Consider the following 24,721-nt stretch of genomic DNA (forward strand, 5'->3'; position numbering starts at 1 on the left):
GGGTGAGTGCCGGCGGGCGGGGCGGGTGGGCAGGGGGCTGGGTGGGTGGGGGGGTCAGCCGGTGTTGCCCCAGCGTGCCTGTTCGAGCAGGTCGACGGCGCGGTCGCGGGCGTCCGGGTCGTCGGCGCGGAGCAGCGCCGTGGCCTCGTCGACCGCGTCGGTCAGGATCCGCCACTGCGCGTCGCGCTCCCGCACCAGGTCCGACTGCGCGGCCAACTGGCGGGTCTTCACCCACAGCTCCACGAAGACCGACACCTTGGCCCGCAGCACCCAGGGGTCGAACGGCTTGGTCAGGTAGTCGACCGCGCCGACCGCGTACCCGCGCAGCGCCAACTGGGCGTCCCGGTCGGCGGCGGTGAGGAAGATGATCGGCACGTGCCGGGTCCGCTCGCGGCGCTTGATGTGACTGGCCGTCTCGAACCCGTCCATGTCCGGCATCTGCGCGTCGAGCAGGATCACCGCGAAGTCGTCCACCAGCAACTGCTTGAGCGCCGCCTCGCCGCTCTCCACGGCCACCGACTGGACCGGCAGGCCCTGGAGGATCGCCTCCAGGGCCATCAGGTTCTCCCGGCGGTCGTCGACGAGCAGCGCCTTCGCCATCTGGGTCACGAGTTCTCCTCGGTCCGGCTGCCGCTGATCCAGGACGACATGAGTTCGATCAACTCGTCCAGGTCGACGGGCTTGGTGATGTAGTCGCTGCCCCCGGCCGCCAGCGCCGACTCCCGGTCCCCCGGCATCGCCTTCGCGGTTAGGAAGACGATGGGCAGGTCCGCGAAGCGGTGGTTACGCCGGATCTGGCGCGTGGTCTCGTACCCGTCCTGGTCCGGCATCATGGCGTCCATCAGGACGATGTCCACCTCCGGGTGCTCGGCCAGCAGGCGGACGCCGTCCGCCCCGTTGTCCGAGTACAACACGGTCATCCCGTGCAGTTCCAATGCGGACGTCAGGGCGAACACGTTCCGCACGTCGTCGTCGACGATCAGCACCGTCGCCCCGTCCAACTGCCGCGTGGTCGGGCCGGCAGCCGGCTCCGGCAGCTCCAGCGGCGGCATCAGCAGCGACGACGGCAGGCCCGCCCGGGCCGGCGACGGCGGCAGCGGCGCGACCACCGCGTCCGGCGCCAGCACGTCCGGGACGAACAGCGTGAACGTGGAGCCCTGCCCCGGCGCCGACGAGACGGTGATGGTGCCGCCGAGCAGTCGCGCCAGGTCACGGCTGATCGACAGACCGAGGCCGGTGCCGCCGTAGCGGCGGCTGGTGGTGCCGTCGGCCTGCTGGAACGCCTCGAAGATGATCGACAGCTTGTCGTCGGAGATCCCGATCCCGGTGTCGATCACGGTGAACGCGATCACCTGACGGGCGTTCGTCAGCGCCGGCACGTCGAACACCGCGTTGTCCGCCGCCGGAGCGATGCGCAGCGTCACCGCACCGTTGTCGGTGAACTTCACGGCGTTCGAGAGCATGTTGCGCAGGATCTGCTGGAGCCGCAGGGCGTCGGTGACCAGCGCCGGCGGCAGGTCCTTGCTGACCCGCACCTGGAAGTCCAGGCCCTTCTCCTCGGCCTGCGGGGCGAACGCCTGCTCGACGTAGCCGCGGATCTCGGAGAACCGCACCTCGTTCGGCTCGACGTCCATCCGGCCCGCCTCGATCTTGGACAGGTCCAGGATGTCGTCGATCAGCGAGAGCAGGTCGGACCCGGCGCTGTGGATGGTGCGGGCGAACTCGATCTGCTTCGCGGTGAGGTTCGCCTCCGAGTTCTCGGCGAGCAACCGGGCCAGCAGGAGCAGGGAGTTCAGCGGGGTCCGCAGTTCGTGGCTCATGTTGGCCAGGAACTCCGACTTGTACGCGGAGGCCCGGGTGAGCTGCTGCGCCTTCTCCTCCAGACCGATCCGGGCCAGCTCGATCTCCCGGTTCTTGGTCTCGATGTTGCCCTTCTGCTCCGACAGGAGGGTGGCCTTCTCCTCCAGCTCGGCGTTGGTGCGCTGCAGCTCCGCCGACTGCTCCTGGAGCTCGTGGGCCAGCCGCTGCGACTGGGCGAGCAGCTCCTCCGTACGCCGGTTGGCCTGGATGGTGTTGACCGCGATGCCGATGGTCAGCACCAGCCGCTCCAGGAACGACAGGTGCAGCTCGGAGAACGGCACCACGCTGGCGAACTCGATCACCCCGAGCAGCTCGCCCTCGAACAGCACGGGGAGCACGACCAGATCGGCCGGCGGCGTGTCGGCCAGCCCGGAGCGTACGGTCAGCGCGCGGTCCGGGGAGGCGCTGACCCGGATGGTCCGGCGGGAGAGCGCGGCCTGACCGACCAGCCCCTCGCCCGGTCCGAAGGTGACGTCGTGCCCGCGAGCCACGTATCCGTAGGAGGCGGTCAGCCGCAGCCGCATGGTCCCCTCGGACGTGTCTTCCAGGAAGAACGCGCCGAGCTGCGCGTCGACCAGCGGGGTCACCTCCACCATGATCATGCGGCAGACCTCGCCGAGGTCGCGCTGACCCTGCAGCAGGCCGCTGATCCGGGCCAGGTTGGAGTCGAGCCAGCCCTGCTCGGCGTTCTTCTTCGTCGTCTCCCGGAGGGTGACGATCATCTGGTTGATGTTGTCCTTCAGCTCGGCGACCTCGCCCTGCGCCTTGACGTTGATCCGCTGGGTCAGGTCGCCCCGGGTGACCGAGGTGGAGACCTGGGCGATCGCCCGGAGCTGGGTGGTCAGCGTGGACGCGAGCTGGTTGACGTTCTCGGTGAGGTCGCGCCAGGTGCCGGAGACGCCGCGCACCTGGGCCTGACCGCCGAGCTTGCCCTCGGTGCCCACCTCGCGGGCCACCCGGGTCACCTCGTCGGCGAACGAGGAGAGCTGGTCGACCATCGTGTTGATGGTGTCCTTCAGCTCGAGGATCTCGCCCTGGGCGTCGACGGTGATCTTCTGGCCCAGATCACCCTTCGCCACCGCCGTGGTGACCGAGGCGATGTTGCGGACCTGGCCGGTCAGGTTCGACGCCATCGAGTTGACGTTGTCGGTGAGGTCCCGCCACGTGCCGCTGACGCCCTTCACCTGCGCCTGGCCGCCCAGCTTGCCCTCGGTGCCCACCTCACGGGCCACCCGCGTCACCTCGTCGGCGAACGACGACAGCTGGTCCACCATCGTGTTCACCGTCGACTTCAGCTCCAGGATCTCGCCCTGGGCGTCGACCGTGATCTTCTGCGACAGGTCGCCCTTCGCCACCGCCGTCGAGACCTGCGCGATGTTCCGCACCTGCGCCGTGAGGTTCGAGGCCATCGAGTTCACGTTGTCGGTGAGGTCCCGCCAGGTCCCGGCGACGCCCCGGACCTGGGCCTGACCGCCCAGCTTGCCCTCGGTGCCCACCTCACGCGCCACCCGCGTCACCTCGTCGGCGAACGACGACAGCTGGTCCACCATCGTGTTCACCGTCGACTTCAGCTCCAGGATCTCGCCCCGGGCGTCGACCGTGATCTTCTGGCCGAGGTCGCCCTTGGCGACCGCGGTGGTGACGGAGGCGATGTTGCGGACCTGGCTGGTCAGGTTCGACGCCATCGAGTTGACGTTGTCGGTCAGGTCCCGCCACGTGCCGCTGACCCCCTTGACCTGCGCCTGACCGCCCAGCTTGCCCTCGGTGCCCACCTCACGGGCCACCCGCGTCACCTCGTCGGCGAACGACGAGAGCTGGTCGACCATCGTGTTCACGGTGTTCTTGAGCTCCAGGATCTCGCCCTGGGCGTCGACCGTGATCTTCTGCGACAGGTCGCCCTTCGCCACCGCCGTGGAGACCTGTGAGATGTTGCGGACCTGGCTGGTCAGGTTGCCGGCCAGCTGGTTGACGTTCTCGGTGAGGTCCCGCCAGGTGCCGGAGACCCCACGCACCTGGGCCTGACCGCCCAGCTTGCCCTCGATGCCCACCTCACGGGCCACCCGCGTCACCTCGTCGGCGAACGACGACAGCTGGTCCACCATCGTGTTCACGGTGTCCTTCAGCTCCAGGATCTCGCCCTGCGCGGCCACGGTGATCTTCTGCGACAGGTCGCCCCGCGCCACGGCGGTGGAGACCTGGGCGATGTTGCGGACCTGGCTGGTCAGGTTCGACGCCATCGAGTTGACGCTGTCGGTCAGGTCCTTCCAGGTGCCGGCCACGTTCGGCACGTCGGCCTGGCCGCCCAGGTTGCCCTCGGTGCCCACCTCGCGGGCCACCCGGGTCACCTGCTCGGCGAAGAGTCGCAGCGTGTCGGTGAGGTAGTTCATCGTGTCGGCCAGCTCGGCGACCTCGCCGCGCGCCCCGACCGTGATCTTCTGCGACAGGTCGCCCTTCGCCACCGCGGTGGCCACCTGCGAGATCGACCGCACCTGGCCGGTCAGGTTGGAGGCCATGGTGTTCACCGAGTCGGTGAGGTCCTTCCAGGTGCCGGCCACCCCCCGCACGTCGGCCTGACCACCCAGCTTGCCCTCGGTGCCCACCTCGCGGGCCACCCGCGTCACCTCGTCGGCGAACGACGACAGCTGGTCGACCATCGTGTTGACCGTGCGCCCGATGCGCAGGTACTCACCCCGCAGCGGCCGCCCGTCGATCTCCAGCGCCATGTGCTGGGAGAGATCGCCGTCGGCGACCGCCACGATGACCCGGGCGATCTCGGTCGTCGGCCGGCCCAGGTCGTCGATGAGCGAGTTGACCGCCCGCTGTCCCTCGGCCCACGAGCCGTCCAGTCCCTCGTCGTCCAGCCGCTCGGTGAGCCGACCGTCCCGACCGACGATCCGGCTGATCCGCCGCAGGTCGAGGTGGTGCCGCTCCTGCAACGAGACCACCTCGTTGAAGGCGTCCGCGACCTCCCCCGCCCGCCCGGCGCGCCGGGGCAGACGGACCTTCAGGTCACCGCGACGCACGCGGCGCAGCGCCTCGGTCAACTCACCGAGGACCGCCTCATGGTCGGAAACGGAAGGATCCGCCACCGACTGCTTCGCCGTGGTCATCATTCCTCGTCTCAGCTCGGGGGCCACCGGCGCTGCCGACACACCGGCCACCCCATATTGTGCCCGCGGACGCGCCGATGCCAGGCCGGGCGACCACGCGCCACGCCCGGCGACGGCCATCGGCGACGCTCCGACCGGGGACCGGCTTGGCACCCACCGGGTCGGCGATGGAGGATACGGGGGTGTCGGCGGAGACGAGGCCCACGGCGGCCGGCGGCCCGGACGGGCATGTCCGGCGCGTCCGCCTTCCCGCCGACCGGCGTACGCCCGCGGCTGCGCGTGCCCTGGTCCGCTCGGTGCTGGACGAGGCACACCTGGACGAACTGCTCAACGAGGCACTCCTGCTCACCACGGAACTCACCACCAACGCCGTGGAACACGCGGGCACCGAACTGGACATCGAGGTCGCCGCGGACGATGTGGGGCTGACCGTCACCGTCTCGGACTTCGCCTCGGGCCCGGTCGAGGAGCTGATCGTCGGCGTCCGCAACGAGGCCAGCGAGATCGCCGACGTGGCCGAGCGGGGCCGCGGGCTGCTTCTGGTCGACCACTTCTCCAGCCGCTGGGGCACCACCTACCTGCCCACCGGAAAGGGTGTCTGGTTCCGGCTCGACCGGGCGGACACCGCCGGGGCCGCTCCGGGGGCCGCCGCCGAGGCCCGGGGCACGCCCGGGGCCACCAGCGGGGGCGGCGCGGCCGCGCCGTCCAGCTCCGCGCCGAGCGCCGGCGCGATGAGCGAGCTGATGCAGATCAGCCCCGACCCGAACGCGGACGACCCGCTGCCGGACTTCGCCACCAGCCTCCTCAGCCGGGTCGCCGAGATGGTCGGCGCGGCCGGCGGGGTGATCCGGCTGGACCGGGGCGACGGGACCGGCCCGCAGGTGCTGGGCCGCTACGGCCGGCAGCCCCGACCCGGAAACGAGCTGCTGCGGGTCTCGCTGAGCGTGCACCGCCCGTACGCCGGTGAGCTGGAGCTGGACGCCGCGCCGTCGGCGTACGCCCGGCCGCTGGCGGTCCTGGTGGCCGAGCGGCTCTCGCTGCACCTCGAGAACGACCGGTTGCGCCGGGCGGACGTCCGGCGGCAGGCCTGGCTGACGTTCCTGGCGGAGGCGAGCGAACTGCTCGCCCAGTCGCTGGACGTCGAGCTGACCATGGCGCTCATCCCGCAGTTGGTGGTGCCCCGCCTCGGGCAGTGGTGCGCGGTGCACACCACCGACGAGTGGGGCCGGCTCCGGCTCGCGGCGGCCACCCACGCTGACGAGTCGGTCCTGCCGCAGCTGCACAAGGTGCTCGCCGAGACCGGCCCGGACTCGGTCCAGGCCCGGCTGCGCGAGGCGTCCCGCAGCGCCGCACAGGTGCCGCTCGGCGGGCCGATGGAGGGCTTCGCCGTCCCGCTGATCGCCCGGGGTCAGCGGCTCGGCACCCTGGCCGTCGGCCGGCACCAACGGCACCGGCACGACCCGGACGAGGTCGCCGTGCTGGAGGACGTGGCCCGGCGGGCCGCGCTGGCGATCGAGAACGCTCGGATCCACGCCGAACGCCGCCGGGTGGCCCAGACGCTCCAGCAGTCGCTGCTGCCACCGGTGCTGCCGCTGGTCGAGGGGATCGGGTTCGCCGCCGAGTACGTCCCGACCGGGGGCGACGCCGACGTCGGCGGCGACTTCTACGACGTGCTGCCGCTGCCCGACGGGCGGTGGCTGGTGGTGATCGGGGACGTCTCCGGCAAGGGGGTGCAGGCGGCGGCGGTCACCGGGCTGGTCCGGGATGTGATCCGGGTGCTGGTCGGCGACGGCAAGCCGCTGCCCGAGGTGCTCGCCCGTCTCAACGAGACGCTGGTGGAGCGGGGCGGCGGCCGCTACTGCACGCTGGCCCTGGCCGCGGTGGGGCCGGGCGACGGCGACCAGTTGGACGTCTCGCTGCACCTCGCCGGGCACGACCGGCCGGTGCTGCTGCGCGGCAGGGGCGGCGGCGCCTTCGTCGGCGCCGGGGGCACCGCGCTCGGCCTGCTCGACACGATCGCCTCGCCCACCGCCGACGTGCCGCTCGGCCCGGGGGACGCGCTGGTCTTCTACACGGACGGGGTCACCGAACGGCGGCGCGGGCGGGAGCTGTTCGGCACTGATCGGCTGCGCGACGCCGCCGCACCGCTGGCCGGCTACTCGGCCGACGTGGTCGCCGCGCGGCTGCGGGCCACCGCGCTCGGTTTCTCGGTGGAGCCGCCCCGCGACGACATCGCCATCCTGGTCGTCCGCAACGACGCCGTCTGACCGACACCGCGGAGCCCGAGCGTGCCTCCGCTGGCCTTGCCCCGCTGATTCCGCTCTCGCTGACAACGTCCTTCGCGCACGCTTTAGAGCTGAGTCATCTACGACATCAGGGACCGGGGACAGGATCCGCTCCGGGCGACCGCGAGGATCGTTGGTCGGTGACGCGACCGGCGAAGTCGTCGCGCCGGGCGACGGCCGTGATGCGTTTACGACATCAGCTCTAAAGGATGCCGTCAGTGCATCGGCCGCCTGATCCCGGCGGGCCAGCGACCGGACCAGCAAGGTGACGGAGCTGCGGGTCAACCGAAGCTACGGGTCAACCGGAGCTACGGGTCGACCGAAGCCGCCGGTCGACCGAAGCTGGCGGTCGACCGAAGCTGGCGGTCGACCGGAGCTGCGGGGTTGACGCCGCAGCGCGGAGTGGCGAGGCTCCTGGCTCACAGGCCGCCGGGAAGGCGGCCGGGGGCGAGCCGGTGGTGCGGGTCGAGGTGCTCCTTGGCCGCGCGCAGCCGGGGAATTCCGGTCAGCTGACCCCAGAGGTCGACCGTGCGGCGGACCGGCGGGGGCGCGGCGAGGACCACGCAGCGGCCCTTTCGCGCCAGCAGCACGCCGCGGACGGCGGACAGGATCGAGGTCACCCGGTCGGCCGGCAGCGACCCGGGCAACGCCGCGTGCACCACGCCCAGCCCGGCGGAGCCGCGGATCGGCACCGGCGTGCCGGCCGCGTCGCGCAGCGCGTAGACGGCGGCGTGCAGGTCGGTGATCGGCACCTCGATCCGCAGCGCGGTGTCGCCCGGCCCGAACGGGTAGCGCCGCCACCAGGTCGGCGGGGAGTGGGTGATCGTGGCGTCGCCGTCGAGCAGGGCCACCAGGCGCTCGGCCCGCTCGACGGTGTCGGCCGGGCCGCCCTCCAGGAGCACCACGAGGCTGCCCGCACGGGACGGGACGTGGGCCCGCCCGGCCATGGACGGATGGCGGGCCCGGGCCACGGCGGCCAGGTCGTCGGGGCGGATCGGTCGACGCGGCCGGCTGGCCGACAGGTCCACCTCGATCGCGGCCGGGTCGAGGCGCGCGGCGAGGATGGTGCGCACCAGGTCGTTGACCTCGAGCGGGGTCCACACCGGACGGGACACCCACAGCCGGCTCGCCGGCACGGGCTGCACGCGCAGGGAGGCGGAGACCAGCACGCCGAGGGCGCCCTGCGACCCGCAGAGCAGCCGCGCCAGATCCAGCCCGGGCGCGCCTCCGCCGGCGCTGACCAGCTCACCGTCGGCGGTCAGATAGCGGACGCCGACCAGCTGGTCGCAGGGGCTGCCGTGCCGGTGCCGCAGCGGCCCCGCCTCACCCGCGGCGAGCACGCCGCCCAGCGTCGCCCCGGGCGACGGGGCGTCGACCGCAAGCCGCTGGCCGGTGCGTTCCAGCGTCGCCTGCACGGCGCGCAGCGGCGTGCCCGCGCCGACCTCGGCCACCGGGGAACCCACCGGCTCGTGCCCGATCCCGGCCAGCCGCCCGGTGTCGAGCATGATGTCGACCTGCTCGGGGACGGCACCCCAGTCGATCTTCGTGCCGGCGCCGCGGGGCACCACCGTGAGACCGTGCGCGGCCGCCAGCCGGAGCACCTTCGCCGCCGCGGCCGGGCCGCCCGGGACCGCGACCCAGCGGGCGGCCCGACCGGCGACCTCGTCGGCCGGACCGGCGAACCGGGCGAACGGCGGACCGCAGATCTCCGTCAACCGCTGGGTTATCTCGAGGGCTCCGGACCTGTCGATGGAACTCGCTGCAGCCGCCATGGCGGTCATCGTACATGTGTTCGAAAGGCCGTGGTGGCGATACGCAGAAGCGGGCGCGCGTACCCGGCGGCGGGCGGCAGCCGGCCGGTAACGTGACGCCGTGACCACCGAGACTTCCCCGCCCGTGGCCAAGCGGGTGCCCAGCGACCGCACCCACCACGGTGACACCGTCGTCGACGAGTACGCCTGGCTGGCCGCCAAGGACGACCCGGAGACGATCGCGTACCTGACCGCCGAGAACGCGTACACCGAGGCCCGCACGACGCACCTCGCCGAGCTGCGCGCGGAGCTGTTCGAGGAGACCCGCCGGCGCACGCAGGAGACCGACCTGTCGGTGCCGACCCGCAAGGACGGCTACTGGTACTACACCCGGACCGTCGAGGGGCAGCAGTACGGCGTGCACTGCCGGCGCGCGGTCCGCGACGGCGAGACGGAGCCGCCGGTCAGCGCCGACGGCGCGCCGCTGGACGGCGAGGAGGTGCTGCTCGACGGCAACCTGCTGGCCGAGGGGCACGACTTCTTCTCCCTGGGCGCGTTCGACGTGAGCCCGGACGGGCGCTGGCTCGCGTACTCGACGGACTTCTCCGGCGACGAGCGGTTCACCCTGCGCGTCAAGGACCTCACCACCGGCGAGCTGCTCCCCGACGAGGTGCCCGACACGTTCTACGGCACCGCCTGGTCGAGCGACGCCTCGGTGCTCTTCTACGTCACCGTCGACGACGCCTGGCGGCCGTACCGGGTCTGGCGGCACACCATCGGCTCCTCGGCCACGGACGACGTGGTGGTGCACCAGGAGGACGACGAGCGGTTCTGGGTGGGCGTCGAGCTGACCCGGTCGGAGAAGTTCATCCTGGTCGACGTGCACAGCAAGATCACCAGTGAGGTGCGGGTGATCCCGGCCGGCAACCCGACCGGCCTGCCGGCCGTGGTCGCGCCCCGCCGGCAGGGCGTCGAGTACACGGTGGAGCACCACGGGCACCGCTTCCTGATCCTGCACAACGACGGCGCCGAGGACTTCGCGCTCGCCTACACGTCCGCCGACGCGCCCGGTGACTGGGTGCCGCTGATCGCGCACTCACCGGGCACCCGGCTGGAGTCGGTGGACGCCTTCGCCGACCACCTGGTCGTCTCGCTGCGGACCAACGGGCTCACCGGGCTGCGGGTGCTGCCGATCGGCGGCGGCGACCCCTACGACATCGACTTCCCCGAGCCGCTCTACAGCGTCGGGCTGGACGCCAACCCGGAGTACCGGACCGGGGAGATCCGGCTGCGCTACTCCTCGCTGATCACCCCGGACTCGATCTACGACTACGACCTGGTGACCCGGCGCATGGTGCTGCGCAAGCGGAAGCCGGTGCTGCCCGGCCCGGACGGGCGGCCGTACGACCCGGACGACTACGAGCAGCACCGGGACTGGGCGCTGGCCGACGACGGCACCCGTGTGCCCATCTCGCTGGTCTGCCGCCGGGACACCCCGCGCGACGGTTCCGCCCCCTGCGAGATCTATGGCTACGGCTCGTACGAGGCCAGCATGGACCCGTGGTTCTCGGTGGCCCGGCTCTCCCTGCTGGACCGCGGCGTCATCTTCGCGGTGGCGCACATCCGCGGCGGCGGCGAGCTGGGCCGTCGCTGGTACGACCAGGGCAAGCTGCTCGCCAAGAAGAACACCTTCAGCGACTTCGTGGCCTGCGCCCGGCACCTGGTCAAGGCGGGCTGGACGGCGAGCGACCGGCTGGTGGCCCGCGGCGCGTCGGCCGGCGGGCTGCTGATGGGCGCGGTGGCCAACCTCGCGCCGGACGCCTTCACCGGCATCGTCGCGCAGGTGCCGTTCGTGGACGCCCTCACCTCGATCCTCGACCCGTCGCTGCCGCTGACCGTCACCGAGTGGGAGGAGTGGGGCAACCCGCTCGACGACCCGGAGGTGTACGCGTACATGAAGTCCTACACGCCGTACGAGAACGTGACGGCGGTGGACTACCCGGCCATCCTCGCGGTGACCAGCCTGAACGACACCCGGGTGCTCTACCACGAGCCGGCGAAGTGGATCGCCCGGCTGCGGGCGACCGCGCCGCAGGGCGACTACCTGCTGAAGACCGAGATGGGCGCCGGCCACGGCGGTCCCAGCGGCCGGTACGACTCGTGGCGGGAGGAGGCGTTCATCAACGCCTGGATCCTCGACCGCCTCCACCGCGCCTGACCCCGGACCGGCCCCGGAGGGGTGGCTGTCCGACGCGCGACGGCCACCCCTCGGGAGTGAGCGGGGGGCGGGATCAGGCCGGGGTGAGGACGCGCGCCAGCAGCGCGGGATCGACGTTGCCGCCGGTGACGACGGCGACCGTACGCCCCGACGGCAGCTCCGCAGCGCGGAACAGGCGGGCGGCGACCGCCACCGCGCCGCTCGGCTCGACGACGAGGCGGGCGTCGCGGACCAGCCGGCCCATCGCGGCGGCGATCTCCTCCTCGGTCACCGTGACGATGCCGTCAAGCCGCTCCGACAGGTGGGCGAGGGTCAGCTCGGATAGTTGGGTGCGCAACCCGTCGGCACTCGTCCGGTAGGTCCGCTCGACGTCCCAGACCACCACCTCGCCGGCGGCGAGGGACTCGCGGGCGTCCGCGGCGAGCAGCGGCTCGACCCCGATCACCGCGGTGGACGGGTGGAGCGCCTTGACCGCCGTGGCCACCCCGGAGGAGAGACCGCCGCCGCCGACCGGCACCAGCACCACGTCCACGTCGGGCAGGTCCGCCACGATCTCCAACCCGACGGTCCCCTGGCCGGCGATGATCCGCCGGTCGTCGAAGGGTGGCACCAGCGCGGCTCCGGCCTCGGCGACGATCCGCTCCGCCTCGGCGAGCCGGCGGACCGGTGGCACGAGCACCACCTCGGCGCCGAGGGCCCGGATCCGGTCGACCTTCACCCCCGGCGCGCCCTCCGGCACCACGACCGTGCACGGGATGCCGGCCTCCCGGGCGGCGTACGCCAGCGCCTGCCCGTGGTTGCCGGACGAGTGGGTGACGACGCCACGAGCCCGGGCCGCCGGGTCGAGCCGGGCGACCGCGTGGGTCGCCCCCCGCAGCTTGAACGACCCCACCGGCTGCAGGCTCTCCGGTTTGAGCCACAGCCGCGCGTCCCAGCCGGCCCGCAGCAGGGGGGTACGCAGCACCGCACCGGCGATGTCGGCGGCGGCGGTCCGGACGTCCGCGATCGAGATCAGCTTCATCTCCCCATCCTGGACCGCCCGGTCGGGGGGCACCATGCCCCGGACGGAACGCGATGCCGGCACGCGGTCCGCACCCCGCCTAGACTGCCGGAGTGATCGGGACAGCACGGTGAGCACCGACGACGGCCAGCCCGAGGAGCCGGCCCGCCGGCCGAGCCTGCGGGCCGTGGCGGGCGACCGGCGGGTGTGGGCGATCCTCGGGATCGTCGCGGCCGTGCTGGTGTGCTGCTGCTCGGCCGCCGTCGGGCTCGTCATCTCCTGGTCCAGCGGCCTGCTCGGCGCCGGCTGACCCCGCCGCGACCGGCCGCGACCGGGTCAGCCGGCGCGCTGAACGGCAGCAGGAGAGCCTGTTCCGAGAAATCAATCGGGAACGGAACGAACAGCCGCGGACCGACGAATGTCGACGGCCATGCCGCGGCGCGACACCCGAACAGGCCGACTATTCGCCATTCCATCGGCAGGGAACGAGCACCAACGCTCGGCATTTCACCGGGAGGGAAATCGCCAGGAACACGCGTGGGCGCCGGATCGTGAATCCGGCGCCCACCGCACAGTGTGATTACCGCGTCTCCCACGTGGGATTGAACGCAAGGTGCCCGTTGTCGCACTTGGCGAATGACGTCCACGTGCCGACGCCCATCCACTCGCCATAGCGGGCGTAGTCGGGCGCCCATGGCTTGTTGCACCTGGTCTTCGCCCGGAACTGCCCGGTGCCGCTCTCGCAGTACGCCCCGGCGGTGTAGCCGGTGGCCCCCGTCGTGCATCCGGTGGGCGCGGCCTGCGCCGGCCCCGAGACACCCAGGAGAACTACCGACGCCGCGACGAATGTCGCCAGCAAGAATGACCGCTTCTTCACAAGACCCTCTCCCCCGAACATTGAGGGCTTTCCATCAAGCGATGGCAGTGAACCTAGCCCATCCACATAGTCCATTCAAGGGTGTCGATGGGCGGCCCGACCGCCGAAAATGCGGGGTCGGCACTGTGAATACGGATCCACACTCATTCGGAAGAGGAGTCCGGTTTCTCCGCAAAATGCGGAAGACCGGCTGGTCAGGGGGTGGCGGGCCAGGTGAGGCTACGCCCGGTGCGGGCCAGGAGGCGGTGCAGGCTCTGGAGCTCGGGATCGGGGTCGGGAGCCGGGTCGGGGGTCGGATCGGCGAAGACGCCCATCTTGCGGGCGGTCGGACCCAACTGCTCGACCAGGCCGTGCAGCTCGGTCACCGCGTCGGGCGCCGGCGCGTACGGCTGGCCGGTCGCGGCGGCGAGGTCCCAGCCGTGCACGGTCAGGTCCAGCAGCGCCATGCCGCCCACCGTGGCCTGCGGCATGCCCATCCCGGGCGAGACGCCCTCCAGGCTGGCCGGGTCGGACCAGGCGGCGATCAACCGGCCGGTCTCCACCTCGAACCGGTCCCGCCACCCGTCGGCGAGGTGGTCCGGCTTGTCCGACCATTCCACCGGTCTCTTCGCGGCGAGGTCCTGGAAGTTGACCACCACCTGGAAGAGATGGTTGAGCAGGTCTCGGACCGAATAGTCGTGGCAGGGCGTCGGCAGGTGCAGCTGGTCGTCGGCGACGCCCCGCACCACCGCCACCGTACGCGGCGCCGCAGCCGCCAGCAGGTCGCTAGTCTGAGTGGCCATAGGGCCAGCGTATGAGGGTGGTCTTGAAGAAATGCGACAGCAGCCGAGGGGCGACAACCGGGGCATCCTCGACCCGGGCCGGTTGCTGCGGCAGGTCCACTTCCGGCGGCACCTGCCGGCCGAGGCGCTGCGCCGGCACGTCGAGCACTACTGGCTGATCGACTGGGACCTGACCGAGCCGTTCGCGCAGCACGTCGTGCCGCACCCGGCCGTGAACGTGGTTTTCCAGCGCCACGGCGACGCCCCGGAGGCTGGCGAGGTGTCGGGTGTCGGGCTGGAACTCTTCTCCATCACCCTGTCCGGCACCGGCCGGGTCTGCGGGGTGCAGTTCCGGCCCGGCGGCTTCCGCCCCTTCTGGCGCCGTTCGGTCGCCGAGCTGACCGGCCACCGTCGGCCGTTCGCCGACCTCGCCGCGTCCTGGCCGCCGGCCGCCGTCCACTCCGGCAACATCTGCGACGGCACGGACGCCCAGCGCTGCCACGCCCTGGACGACCTGCTCGCCGGCTGGGCGCCCGAGGCGGACCCGGTGACCGACGAGGTGATCCGGCTGGTGGAGGAGATCCGCACCGACCGCGCGGTGCTGCGGGTGGACGCCTTCGCCCGCCGCCACGGGCTCTCCACCCGCCGGCTGCAGCGCCTCTTCCTGGACCGGGTCGGCGTCGGTCCGAAGTGGGTGATCCGCCGCTACCGCCTCCAGGAGGCGATCGAGCAGGCCGCGACCGGCCCGCCGCCGGACTGGGCCCGCCTCGCCGCCGACCTGGGCTACAGCGACCAGGCGCACCTGGTCCGCGAGTTCAGCGCCGTCACCGGCACCTCGCCCGCCGCGTACGCCCGCTCGCTCGGCTGACCCGGCAGCGCCCGGCGGCCGACCCGCTGGACGGCGCGGCGCTGTCGCGGCTCCACCGGCGGCCCAGCGACGACGGTTCAGGGGCGGCGGCTCAGCGACGGCGGAGGGCGACCACCGCGACGTCGTCCTGGATCTCGGCCGGGGCCAGCTCGACCAGCAGCCGCTGGCAGAACCGGTCCAGGTCGTCGTCGACCTGCGCGGCGACCGCGGCCAACGCGGCGAGGCCGTCGTCGATCGTGGCGTCCCGCCGCTCGATCAGGCCGTCGGTGTAGAAGACCAGCGTCGCGCCGGGCGGCAGCACGAACTCCAGGTCGTCCGGGCGCTCGGCCCGGACGCCGAGCAGCGGCGCGGAGTGCTGGACGAACTCCACCTTGCCGTCCAGGCTGAGCAGCGGCGGCAGGTGGCCCGCGCTGGCCAGCCGGACGCGGCCGGTGGGCGGATGCAGCAGCAGCACGCAGAGCGTGGCCAGCTCGGCGGGGAGCAGCGTGCGCATCAGCTCGTTCACCCGGTGCAGGATCGCTCCCGGCTGGTGCCCCTCCACCGCGTACGCCCGGACCGCGTGCCGCAACTCGGCCATCACCGTCGCCGCGTGCAGCGAGTGCCCGGCCACGTCGCCGATGGCCAGCAGCAGGTGCCCGTCGAGCATCACCAGCTCGTAGAAGTCGCCGCCCACCTCGGTCTGCGCGCTGGCCGGTTCGTACCGCACCGCCAGGTCCAGGCCGTTGATCTCGGGGATCCGGCGGGGCAGCAGGCTGCGCTGGAGGGTGACCGCGATCCGGTGCTCCTCGTCGAAGGAGCGCTGCGCCTCCACCGCCGCCGCCACCGCCTGGGCGAGCTGCACCAGCACCGGCGTACGGGCGGTCTGCGTGCTGGTCGGGACCACCACGTAGAGCGGCGCACGGTCCTCCCGGAGCCGGGCGGCGGCCACGGTCACCGTGTCGTCCACCGGCCAGTCGACCAGCGCCCACTCGGCCGGCTCGGTGACCCGGACCGTGGCGCCGATCGGCACCCCGGTGTCGTCCACGACCCAGGGGACGATGGTGGCCTCCCGGCCCGGACCGACGGTGACCCCGGCGAGACAGTCACCGTCGAAGGTCTCCGCCACCACCGCGGCCGGACTCTTGAAGATCTCCGCGGCGCCGGTCGCCGCCGCCTGGAGCAGCCGGGTGAAGGTCGGCGCCGTGTGCACCGCGACGGTGGTGTCGGCCAGCCCGAGCAGCCGTTCGGCGAGCAGTTCGGCCCGCTGCCGGGCCTGGTAGTAGCGGAGCACCGCGTGCGCGGTGGCGACCAGCTCCTCCGGCTCGATCGGCTCGGCGAGGTACGCGTCCGCGCCCCGGGTCAGCCCCTGGGTCCGGTCCACCACGTCCACCGCGTGCGCCGACACGTGGATCACGGGCATCGCCGGGTGGGCTTCCTTGATCCGCTCGCAGACCTCGAACCCGCTCAGGTCCGGCAGCCGCACGTCGAGCACCACCAGGTCGATCGGGTCGATGTCGACCCGGGCCAGCGCCTCGGCGCCGTTCTCCGCCTCCAGCACCCGGAAACCGGCACGGGTCAACCAGCTGACCAGGAGATACCGCTTGGTCCGGCTGTCGTCGACCACGAGCACCGTCGACTGGGCGTCCACGTCAGGCTCCGGCCACCGGCAGGGTGACGGTGAAGGTGCTGCCCCGGCTCAGCTCACTGGACAGCTCCAGGGTGCCGCCGAGCAGGGTGACCAGCCGCCGCGCGTACGGCAGGCCGAGACCGGTGCCGCCGACCCGGGTCGCGCCGGGCACCTGGTAGAACTCCTCGAAAATCCGCTCGTGCTGCTCCGGGGCGATGCCGGGGCCGGTGTCGGAGACGCTCAACGACCAGTGCTCGTCGGTCCGCCGCGCCCGCAGCCGGACCTCACCCCGCTCGGTGAACTTGAGGCCGTTGTGCAGCAGGTTGCGCAGCACCTGGCCGAGCAGCACCTCGTCGGTGCGCAGCGTCGCGGGGCTCGGCGGCTCCTCCACCACCAGTTCCACACCGGGCCGGGTGGCGAGCGCGCGCAGCGTGCCACGCAGCTGGCCGAAGACCGGCCGGAGATCCACCTCCGCCCACTCCGGCTCGATCCGGCCGGACTCGGCCTTCGCCAGGTCGAGCAGCTCGTTGACCAGGGTGAGCAGGTCGGCGGCCGAGGAGCGGATCAGGCCGACCTGCTGGGCCTGTTCCTCGGTGAGCGGGTCGGAGGCGGAGTCGGCCAGCAGCCGGCCCAGCCCGATGATCGCGGTCACCGGGGCGCGCAGCTCGTGACTGACGTTCGCCAGGAACCGGCTCTTGGACTCGCTCGCCGCCCGCAGCTGGGCCGACTTCTCGTCCAACTCGGCGTAGAGCGCCACCACGCCCCGGTTCGTCTCCTCCAACTCCTCGGAGAGCTGCCCGTAGAGCGCCATCACCCCACGGTTGGTCTCCTGGAGCTCCTCGTTCAGCACGGCCAGCTCGTCCCGCTGGCTGCGTACCTCGTCGAGCGCGGCGATCAACTGCGCGTTCTGCGCCGCCAACTCGTCCAGGGCGCTGCCCGGAACGCTCTGGCCGAGTTCCGTACGAAGCTCGGTCAGCCGCTCCGGCGTCAGCGCCTGCGCGGTGACCGGCACACGTCGGGACATCCTCACGACCGTATCCCGACCGACCCGCACCACGCCTAGGCTGTCCACCAGCCGCGCCACCGCGCCGGACTCCGGCTCGTACCGGTCGCCGGGGAGCGGGCCGATCGGGACGAGGTCCACCCGGAGATGACAACGGCTGTCCGGGCCGTCGTCGGCGTGGAAGCTCACGTCCGCGCCGCCGACCGAGCGCAGCAGGTCCCGGGCCACCTCGCTGAGCGCGGTGGCGATCCGGACCTGGTCCTGGTGCTCCAGACCGACCGCCGCGGCCACCTCCCGGCCACGCTGCCGGACCACGAAGATGTCGTGCTCGACCCGCAGCGCCATCTGGAGCAGGGGCGGGCGGTCGAGCTGGTCCGTCATGCCCAGGCCCTCGCCACGAGCACGCAGGCGTCGTCGCGCCGGACGCCGGCGTCGCGCAGCAGTGTCGCCGCGACCACCACGGGGGACCGCTCGGCCAGACCCGGGTAGTCGTCGAGCTGCCAGCGGTCCGCCACCCCGTCACTGTGCGCCACCAGCAGGGCGCCCGGCTCGAAGGGGTAGTCGTACTCCCGTACCGTCGGGCGCTGGTGACCGGCGATGCCCGGCAGCGAGACCAGACCCCGGCGCCGGGCGCCCGTGGCCACCACCTGCGCGGAGATGTTGCCCAGCCCCGCGTAGCGAAGCACACCGGCCGCCGGGTCCAGCTCGGCCACGGCCAGCGCGGCGCCGCGGGTGTGCGACATGGATCGGTGCAGGTGCTGGACCACCGCCGCCGGCGAACCGACCGGCGCGGTGTGGAAGGCGGCGATCGCCGCGTCGGTCGCGGCGGCCGCCAGCGGGCCGTGCCCCAGGCCGTCGCAGACCAGCACCTGGTGTCGCCCCTCCGCGACCCTGACGGCGAACCCGTCGCCGCTGACCGTCTCGCCGGTGAGCGGGCGGGTGAGCGCCTCGGCCCAGTGCGGTTCGTCGTCCGTTCCGGACGGCCAGACCTGCACGGCGAGGACGGTCCCCCGGCCGGGCAGCGAGTAGCCGTCGAACCAGGTGGCCTGCCGGACGATCGCCCCGAGGCCGATACCGAGGGTGCCGACGGTCGAGTGCCCGTCCCGGGAGGAGACGGTGAGGTCGGCCATGCCCGGCCCCGAGTCGATGGCGACCAGCTCCACACCGGCCATCTTCTCGCGGCGCACCGGGCGCAGCAGCAGCACACCGTCGTCGGCGTGCTTGACGAGGTTGCTGGTCAGCTCGGCGGCGACGATGGCCAGGTCGGCCGTCCGGGCGTCACCCAGCTCCAGGTCCTGGCCTAGACGTTCGGCGGCCCGCCGTACGGCGCTGCCGGCGCTGCTCGTCTCGACCCGGAACCACAGGCCGCGCCCGGCGGCCAGGTCCTCGGTCACCGGGACCACTTGGTGACGGTGATCCTGGTGCCGATGCCGGCCCCGGTCTCGATGTCGAATTCGTCGACGAGGCGGCGGGCGCCGCTGAGCCCGAGGCCGAGGCCGCCGCCGGTGGTGTAGCCGTCGGTGAGCGCCAGGTCGAGGTCGGCGATGCCGGGGCCGGAGTCGGCGAAGACGATCCGTACGCCGCGGCGCCGGCCGTTGTCCACGGTCGCCACCTCGACCGTGCCGCCCCCGCCGTAGACCAGGGTGTTGCGGGCCAGCTCGCTGGCCGCGGTGACCAGCTTGGTCTGGTCGACCAGCGAGAGCTTCGCGGCCACCGCCACCGTACGCACCAGCTGCCGGACGCGTACCACGTCCTCGTCGCTCTGGATCGCCTGCGCCTGTGGGTGGCCCAGGTCGACGCCGGCGGTCATGCCGACGCCGTCGTCTCGGCGTCCGCCTCGTCGTCGAGCGCGTCGTCCTCGTCCCACTCGTCGGGGCGCGCGGCCGCGATCAGCTCCATGCCCCGTTCCACGTTCAGCGCCGTCCGGATGCCGTTGAGCGACAGGCCCAGCTCGACCAGGGTGATGGCGACCGCCGGGCGCATCCCGACCACCACGGTCTCGGCGTCGAGCACCTTGGAGATCGAGGCGATGGTCGAGAGCATCCGCCCGACGAAGGAGTCGACGATGTCCAGCGCCGTGATGTCGATGATCACGCCGTGGCTGCCGGTCGCCACGATCCGCTCGGCGAGATCCTCCTGGAGCTGGACCGCCGTCTGGTCGGACATGTCGACCTGGATGGAGACCAGCAGGATGTCGCCGATCTTGAGGATGGGTACCCGTTCCATCAGGCCTCCCGACGCGGGCGGCGGCGCGTCGTCGTCTCGACGCCGGAGAGCCGCAGCACGTGTCGCAGCGCGTCGGCCAGGCTCGCCTTGGTGGCGATGTCGCCGAACTCGATGCCGAGCGCCACGATCGTCTGGGCGATCTGTGGCCGGATGCCGGAGATGATGCAGTCCGCGCCCATCAGCCGGGCGGCCACCACGGTCTTCAGGATGTGCTGGGCGACCTGGGTGTCCACGGCCGGGACGCCGGTGATGTCGATGATCGCGTACGGCGAGCCGGTGTCGACCAGCGTCTGGAGCAGCCGCTCCATCACCACCTGGGCCCGCGCCGAGTCGAGCGTGCCGACGAGCGGCACGGCGACCACGCCCTCCCAGAGCTTCACCACCGGGGTGGAGAGTTCGAGCAGTTGCTCGGCCTGGTCGGCGATCAGGCTCTCCCGGGTCCGGACGTAGGCGTCGAAGGTGAACAGCCCCATGTCGTCGACCAGGGCGGAGAACGCGACGTAGTCGCGGAGCGTGGTCTCGCCGCCCGTGGTCTCCAGCAGCTCCAGCAGCACACCCTTCAGGGCGAACACGCTGATCGCGGTCTCGGTGGCGGAGAACCCCTGCCGGGCCCGGCCCCGGGACAGCTCGGCGAGCACCGCGCGCAGCTCGGCGGCGCGCTCGGCCTCCAGGTCGATGACCCCCTGCTCGCCCGCGGCGATCATCGCGCGGCGCAGCTCCTGGACCTGCCGGCGCAGCTCGACCTGGCTGAGTCGGCCGCGGAGCGACTCCGCGACGATCTCCGTCCAGCGCTGCGTGACCCGCTCGGCCTGCTCACTCAGCAGGGCGGTGAGCCGACCACTCTCCTCGGCGTTCAACGGCATTGCCATACCCCCCTCGACCTGGACCGGCCGGACTCTATCACCGGGTCCGGCCCAACTACTTGCCCCAGGGCAAAGGAATGATCGTCGCCACCGGATACCGGCTCCCGTTCTGCGTTCCACCCCGATCGTGGGATACCGTTCCACCGATAACAGGAGGTCTGGCGAATGTCCTTGACGGTGCACACGGAACAGCGCGGCGACGTGGTCGTCGTGTCGGTCGCGGGCGAGTTGGACATGGCGACCGCACCGCAGCTCCAGGACCAGATCACCGACCTGCTCGACAAGGGCCGCAGCCGCCTGGTGTTCGACCTGGCGGAGCTCTCCTTCTGCGACTCCACCGGGCTGTCGGTGTTCGTGCGGGCCAAGAACAGCTGCGACGAGGTCGGCGGCGTGGTCCGGCTGGCCGCCCCGCAGCGCGGCGTGCTGCGCATCCTCGAGGTCAGCGGCCTGGTCGAGGTGCTGCACACGTACCCGACGGTCGAGCAGGCCGTCGCGGGCGACCCGACGCCGGCCACCTCCTGACCCGTACTGGTCAGCGCTCGTCCTCGATGTGCTGGGGGCGGGCGATCACCATGCCGGTGGCCGTCTGCACCGCGAGCGCGACCAGCAGGAAGCCGATCGGCACCGTCCAGCCACCCGTGGCCCCGTAGAGGATCCCGACCAGCAGCGGGCCGAGCCCGCCGATGAGATACCCGGTGCTCTGGGTGAACGCGGACAGCGCCACCGTCCCCTCGGGGGTCCGGGCCCGCAGCCCGATGACGGCCAGGATCAGCGGGAAGGCGCTCTGCCCGATCGCCAGCAGCACCACCCAGATCAACGCGCCACCGTGCGGCGCGAACGCCATTCCGAGGTAGGCGAGCGCCATCGCGGCGGAGAGCGTGAGCATCAGCGGCCGCAGCGAGCGCAGTCGACCGGCGAGGGCCGGCATCAGCAGCGCGATCGGCACGCCCAGCGCGGTCCCTCCGGCCAGCAGCAGGCCGGCGTCCTCCGGCCGGTAGCCGGCGTCCCGGAAGAGCTGGGCCAGCCAGCCCATGACCGCGTAGGCGCCGAGCGACTGCGTCCCGAAGTAGATCGCCATCGCCCAGCCGAGCCGGGTCCGCCCGGGGCGGATCCGCGGACCGGTGGCCACGGCCGCCGTCGCGGTCGGGTTCCGCCGGGCCGCCCGCGCCCGCAGCGACAGGGGCACCCACGGGAGTACGGCCACCGCGGCCAGCCCGGCCCAGACGGCGAGCCCGGCCCGCCAGGAGTCGAACAGGTGCGCGACCGGCACCGCCGCCGCGGCGGCCGTCGCGGCCCCCACCGTGAGCGTCATCGAGTACGCGCCGGTGATCAGCCCGACCCGGTGCGGGAAGTGCTGCTTGACCAGGAGCGGCAGCAGCACGTTCGCCACCGCGATCCCGGCCAGGGCGAGGGCGCTGGCGGCGAGGAAGACCGCCGCGGAGCCGGTCGCGACCCTGATCAACTGCCCGGCGGTGAGCACGACCATCGCCACCACCAGCAGCCGGGCCGGGGAGTGCCGGCGGACCAGGCGGGGGGTGAGCGCGCCGAAGGCGGCGAAGGCGAGGGTGGGCAGCGTGGTGACGACTCCGGCCATCGCGCCGGAGAGCCCGAGACCACCACGGACCTCGTCGAGCAGGGCGCCGAGGCTGGTGATCGCGACGCGCAGGTTGAGTGCGACGAGCAGCATGCCGACCAGCACCAGGGCGCCGCCGGCCAGCGGAGCGACCGGGCGCGGCGCCGGGCCGGCGCCGGGCGCCGGGCCTTCGGTCGACCCGATGGTCGGTTCCGTCGCGGCGGCGGTTGGTGGCGGTGTCATGCTTACGAACCTACAATCATGGGATGAATTTCGGGCCGGTGATGTAACCAGTGCCACCGTCGCTTGATTCCGTGTCGGTGCCGCCGCGCGGGCACCGCGTGCAGCAGACGATCGCCCAGCTCCGGGAGCGGATCCTCGGCGGCGAGTGGCCGGTCGGCGGCCGCATCCCGACCGAGCCTCAGCTGGTGGCGGCGCTCGGGGTGGGGCGCAACACGGTCCGCGAGGCGGTCCGGGCGCTGTCGCACGCCGGCGTGCTGGAGTGCCGGCAGGGCTCCGGGACGTACGTGGTGTCGACCGACGAACTGGCCCCGGTGGTGGCCCGCCGGCTCACCGACGACCGGATGGCCGAGGTGATCGAGGTGCGGCGCGCCTTCGAGGTGGAGGCGGCCCGGCTCGCCGCGCGGCGGCGTACGCCCGCGGACCTGGCCGCGCTCGACGCCGCGCTCGACGCCCGCGAGGCGGCCTGGCGCGGCGGCCGGGTCGACGAGTTCGTGGCCGCCGACAGCGCGCTGCACGGCGCCGTGATGGCCGCCGCGCACAATCCCATGCTCGCCGAGCTGTACGCGTCGGTCGGCGCGGCCCTGCGCAGCACCCTCGCCCAGGCGATCGGCGACGCCCCGGAGCGCCACGTCGACCATTCCCGACTGGTGGACGCGATCCGGGCCGGCGACGCCGAGCGGGCCGCCCGCGAGGCCGCCGCTTTTCTGGAGCCCCCTCCCGGGGCATAGGTTGTCCCGGACGGAAAACCGGACAGCACGGGAGTACGGATGCTCAAGGGCTTCAAAGACTTCATCATGCGCGGCAACGTGGTCGACCTGGCGGTCGGTGTCGTCATCGGTGCCGCGTTCACCGGAGTGGTCACCCAGCTCACCAAGTCGTTCCTGGACCCGCTGATCCGGGTCTTCGTGCTGCTGATCACCGGCAGCGACAAGGGCCTCGCCGGCACCGCGCCCGAGTTCCGTGGCATCCCGTTCGACTGGATCGCCTTCATCAACGCGGTGATCACGTTCCTGCTCACCGCGGCGGCGCTGTACTTCCTGGTCGTCTACCCGATGAACCGGCTGGCGGAGCGGCGTCGGCGGGGCGAGGAGCCGCCGCCCGCGGCGCCCAGCGAGGAGATCAAGCTGCTCACCGAGATCCGGGACGCCCTGGTCGCGGCCGGTCACCACTCGCCGGTGCAGCAGCGTGGCGCGCTCGATGACGTGCTCGGCCGACGGAACGAACCGCCCACCCAGCGCTGAACCCGACACCCGCGCACCGGCCCCTGCGGGATTCCCGCAGGGGCCGCACATTCTCGTACGTGTGTTCGATAGAGTCCGCGCATGGAGCAGCGGAAGCACTGGTGGAACGGGAAGTGGGGGCGCCTGGCGCGGCGGGACGTGTTCCTCCGCGTGGACGGCGACCGCTGGCACGTCGAGCAGCGGGCCGGCGGCGCCGAGGGGATCTCCCGCTTCTACGAGCACGGCAGTGCGGACGAGGCCGAGGAGACGGTCCGGGCGTTGCTCGAGGGAACGGACACCTGGCGGGAACTCTCCCCCCGGCCACCCGGCGGCTGGACCCAACCGACCGCCTGACCAGCCCGACCAGTCGACCGGTCCGGGGCGGCGTTTAGCGGCGCGCCGCCCCGGGAACCGCGCCAGAATGAACCAGCAGACGACCATCTCCCGGATCACCACCGGCATGCCGGTGATCGATGCCGCCGGCACCGAGGTCGGCACGGTGGATCTCGTCCAGCGAGGTGACCCGAACGCGGTGACGGTGCAGGCGCCGACGGCGCAGGTGCCGAGCGCCGACCCCGGCAGCAGCCTGGACGAGCTGATCGAGTCGACCGCGGTCGAGGAGCCGGACGTCCCGGCCGACCTGGCGGCCCGGCTGCTGCACGGCGGCTACCTGAAGGTCACCACCGAACTGACCCGCACCGGAGCGGTCTACGTGCCCGCCGAACGCATCGCCACCGTCACCGACGGCCGGGTCCGCCTCGACGTACCGGTCGGCGACCTACCCCCCGAGGAGTGAGCCCCGACCTCCCGCCGCCGGCTCTCAGTCGGCAGGTCTCCCGTCGCACGGCCGCGTCGGCGGCCACGGCGCCAGGGACCGGACGGCCCTGTCGGGACGAAGCCGGCTCACCGGGTGGGCGTCGGCCGCCGCGGGGCCGCAGGTCCTGTCGAGCTGCCCCAGGTCTGGGGCACGGATCGCACCGCCACAGCGGCCGTCCGTGTCGCCGACGCCTCCCGAGCTGCCGCCCGCCAGCGTCCCCTGCAGCTGTCGCCGGCGTCCTTAGAGCTGATGTCGTCAACGACTCGGCCGACGCTCGGCACGATCAGCCGGGGTCCGGCTCGTCGCCGCTCGCCGTTCGGGCTCTCGCGGTATCGGCTGCCCCAGATCTGGGGCAGGTCGACAGCGTCCATTGAGCACCCCGGGCAGCTCCGACGGGCCCAGCCGGAGCGACGATCGCCGCGGCCCACTGATGTCCCAAA

The 24,721-nt window shown here is 72.7% G+C and carries 22 protein-coding genes; 9 read left to right on the forward strand and 13 right to left on the reverse strand.

Annotated elements, in window-relative coordinates; genetic code table 11:
• Positions 1-54: 54 nt before the first annotated feature.
• Together O7603_RS20115 and O7603_RS20120 are read right to left on the reverse strand one after the other, a co-directional pair.
• On the reverse strand, positions 55-609 hold the full coding sequence (locus O7603_RS20115; RefSeq protein WP_281571350.1) for a response regulator: 555 nt from the start codon (positions 607-609) through the stop codon (positions 55-57).
• Entirely contained in the window at positions 606-4,970 is a 4,365-nt protein-coding gene (locus O7603_RS20120) for a HAMP domain-containing protein (RefSeq protein ID WP_281571351.1), read from the reverse strand. Before O7603_RS20120 ends, O7603_RS20115 begins: the two co-directional genes overlap by 4 nt.
• Positions 4,971-5,137: 167 nt before the next feature.
• Between O7603_RS20120 and O7603_RS20125 the strand changes: the two genes are divergently transcribed.
• Positions 5,138-7,237 carry a SpoIIE family protein phosphatase gene (locus O7603_RS20125; protein WP_281571352.1) on the forward strand — a complete coding sequence of 700 codons (2,100 nt, stop codon included), beginning with the start codon at positions 5,138-5,140 and terminating at the stop codon, positions 7,235-7,237.
• A gap of 437 nt (positions 7,238-7,674) precedes the next feature.
• Here the strand turns inward: O7603_RS20125 and O7603_RS20130 are convergent, their stop codons facing one another.
• A complete protein-coding gene (locus O7603_RS20130) occupies positions 7,675-9,027 on the reverse strand; it encodes an FAD-binding oxidoreductase (protein WP_281571353.1) in 1,353 nt (450 codons plus the stop codon).
• A 100-nt stretch (positions 9,028-9,127) separates the two neighbouring features.
• On the opposite strand from O7603_RS20130, the gene O7603_RS20135 reads away from it, so the two are divergent.
• Positions 9,128-11,224 carry a S9 family peptidase gene (locus O7603_RS20135; protein WP_281571354.1) on the forward strand — a complete coding sequence of 699 codons (2,097 nt, stop codon included), beginning with the start codon at positions 9,128-9,130 and terminating at the stop codon, positions 11,222-11,224.
• A 73-nt stretch (positions 11,225-11,297) separates the two neighbouring features.
• Here the strand turns inward: O7603_RS20135 and O7603_RS20140 are convergent, their stop codons facing one another.
• Entirely contained in the window at positions 11,298-12,245 is a 948-nt protein-coding gene (locus O7603_RS20140) for a threonine/serine dehydratase (RefSeq protein WP_281571355.1), read from the reverse strand.
• 109 nt (positions 12,246-12,354) lie between these two features.
• Here O7603_RS20140 and O7603_RS20145 point away from each other — a divergent pair, with 109 nt between their 5' ends.
• Positions 12,355-12,534, forward strand: a complete 180-nt coding sequence (locus tag O7603_RS20145) for a hypothetical protein (protein WP_281571356.1) — start codon at positions 12,355-12,357, stop codon at positions 12,532-12,534.
• Between the two features lie 270 nt (positions 12,535-12,804).
• Here O7603_RS20145 and O7603_RS20150 read toward each other — a convergent pair whose 3' ends face one another.
• Positions 12,805-13,101 carry a hypothetical protein gene (locus O7603_RS20150; RefSeq protein ID WP_281571357.1) on the reverse strand — a complete coding sequence of 99 codons (297 nt, stop codon included), beginning with the start codon at positions 13,099-13,101 and terminating at the stop codon, positions 12,805-12,807.
• A gap of 194 nt (positions 13,102-13,295) precedes the next feature.
• On the reverse strand, positions 13,296-13,883 hold the full coding sequence (locus O7603_RS20155) for a TIGR03086 family metal-binding protein (protein WP_281571358.1): 588 nt from the start codon (positions 13,881-13,883) through the stop codon (positions 13,296-13,298).
• A gap of 31 nt (positions 13,884-13,914) precedes the next feature.
• Between O7603_RS20155 and O7603_RS20160 the strand changes: the two genes are divergently transcribed.
• The gene (locus O7603_RS20160; protein WP_281571359.1) at positions 13,915-14,730 is read left to right on the forward strand and encodes an AraC family transcriptional regulator; all 816 of its coding nucleotides are present in this window, start codon (positions 13,915-13,917) and stop codon (positions 14,728-14,730) included.
• A gap of 91 nt (positions 14,731-14,821) precedes the next feature.
• On the opposite strand, the gene O7603_RS20165 is transcribed toward O7603_RS20160, so the two are convergent.
• From O7603_RS20165 to O7603_RS20190, 6 genes are read right to left on the reverse strand one after another with little or no spacing between them, the layout of a single operon-like run.
• Positions 14,822-16,357 (reverse strand): SpoIIE family protein phosphatase, encoded by a 1,536-nt coding sequence (locus O7603_RS20165; protein ID WP_281571360.1) that lies wholly within the window; start codon positions 16,355-16,357, stop codon positions 14,822-14,824.
• Between the two features lies 1 nt (position 16,358).
• On the reverse strand, positions 16,359-17,720 hold the full coding sequence (locus O7603_RS20170; RefSeq protein ID WP_281571361.1) for a sensor histidine kinase: 1,362 nt from the start codon (positions 17,718-17,720) through the stop codon (positions 16,359-16,361).
• Entirely contained in the window at positions 17,717-18,742 is a 1,026-nt protein-coding gene (locus O7603_RS20175; RefSeq protein ID WP_281571362.1) for a SpoIIE family protein phosphatase, read from the reverse strand. Before O7603_RS20175 ends, O7603_RS20170 begins: the two co-directional genes overlap by 4 nt.
• Entirely contained in the window at positions 18,730-19,149 is a 420-nt protein-coding gene (locus tag O7603_RS20180) for an ATP-binding protein (protein WP_281571363.1), read from the reverse strand. The genes O7603_RS20175 and O7603_RS20180 overlap by 13 nt, the downstream gene beginning before the upstream one ends.
• Entirely contained in the window at positions 19,146-19,565 is a 420-nt protein-coding gene (locus tag O7603_RS20185; RefSeq protein WP_281571364.1) for an STAS domain-containing protein, read from the reverse strand. Before O7603_RS20185 ends, O7603_RS20180 begins: the two co-directional genes overlap by 4 nt.
• Complete coding sequence (locus O7603_RS20190) at positions 19,565-20,428, reverse strand: STAS domain-containing protein (protein WP_281576745.1); 864 nt, start codon at positions 20,426-20,428, stop codon at positions 19,565-19,567. The genes O7603_RS20185 and O7603_RS20190 overlap by 1 nt, the downstream gene beginning before the upstream one ends.
• Positions 20,429-20,593: 165 nt before the next feature.
• On the opposite strand from O7603_RS20190, the gene O7603_RS20195 reads away from it, so the two are divergent.
• Positions 20,594-20,950: an STAS domain-containing protein gene (locus O7603_RS20195; protein WP_281571365.1), complete on the forward strand. Its 357-nt coding sequence runs from the start codon at positions 20,594-20,596 to the stop codon at positions 20,948-20,950.
• Positions 20,951-20,960: 10 nt separating this feature from the next.
• Here O7603_RS20195 and O7603_RS20200 read toward each other — a convergent pair whose 3' ends face one another.
• Positions 20,961-22,115 (reverse strand): MFS transporter, encoded by a 1,155-nt coding sequence (locus O7603_RS20200; protein WP_281576746.1) that lies wholly within the window; start codon positions 22,113-22,115, stop codon positions 20,961-20,963.
• 179 nt (positions 22,116-22,294) lie between these two features.
• On the opposite strand from O7603_RS20200, the gene O7603_RS20205 reads away from it, so the two are divergent.
• The 4 genes from O7603_RS20205 to O7603_RS20220 all read left to right on the forward strand — a co-directional run bounded on the left by O7603_RS20205 (position 22,295) and on the right by O7603_RS20220 (position 24,260).
• A complete protein-coding gene (locus tag O7603_RS20205) occupies positions 22,295-22,972 on the forward strand; it encodes an FCD domain-containing protein (protein WP_281571366.1) in 678 nt (225 codons plus the stop codon).
• Positions 22,973-23,011: 39 nt separating this feature from the next.
• Positions 23,012-23,485 (forward strand): large conductance mechanosensitive channel protein MscL, encoded by a 474-nt coding sequence (gene mscL / locus O7603_RS20210; RefSeq protein WP_281571367.1) that lies wholly within the window; start codon positions 23,012-23,014, stop codon positions 23,483-23,485.
• An 81-nt stretch (positions 23,486-23,566) separates the two neighbouring features.
• Entirely contained in the window at positions 23,567-23,818 is a 252-nt protein-coding gene (locus O7603_RS20215; protein ID WP_281571368.1) for a hypothetical protein, read from the forward strand.
• A gap of 67 nt (positions 23,819-23,885) precedes the next feature.
• A complete protein-coding gene (locus O7603_RS20220; RefSeq protein ID WP_281571369.1) occupies positions 23,886-24,260 on the forward strand; it encodes a hypothetical protein in 375 nt (124 codons plus the stop codon).
• Positions 24,261-24,721 lie beyond the last annotated feature (461 nt).

Origin of the sequence: Micromonospora sp. WMMD812, from assembly GCF_027497215.1 — a bacterium.
In the GTDB taxonomy this organism is placed as follows: domain Bacteria; phylum Actinomycetota; class Actinomycetes; order Mycobacteriales; family Micromonosporaceae; genus Micromonospora.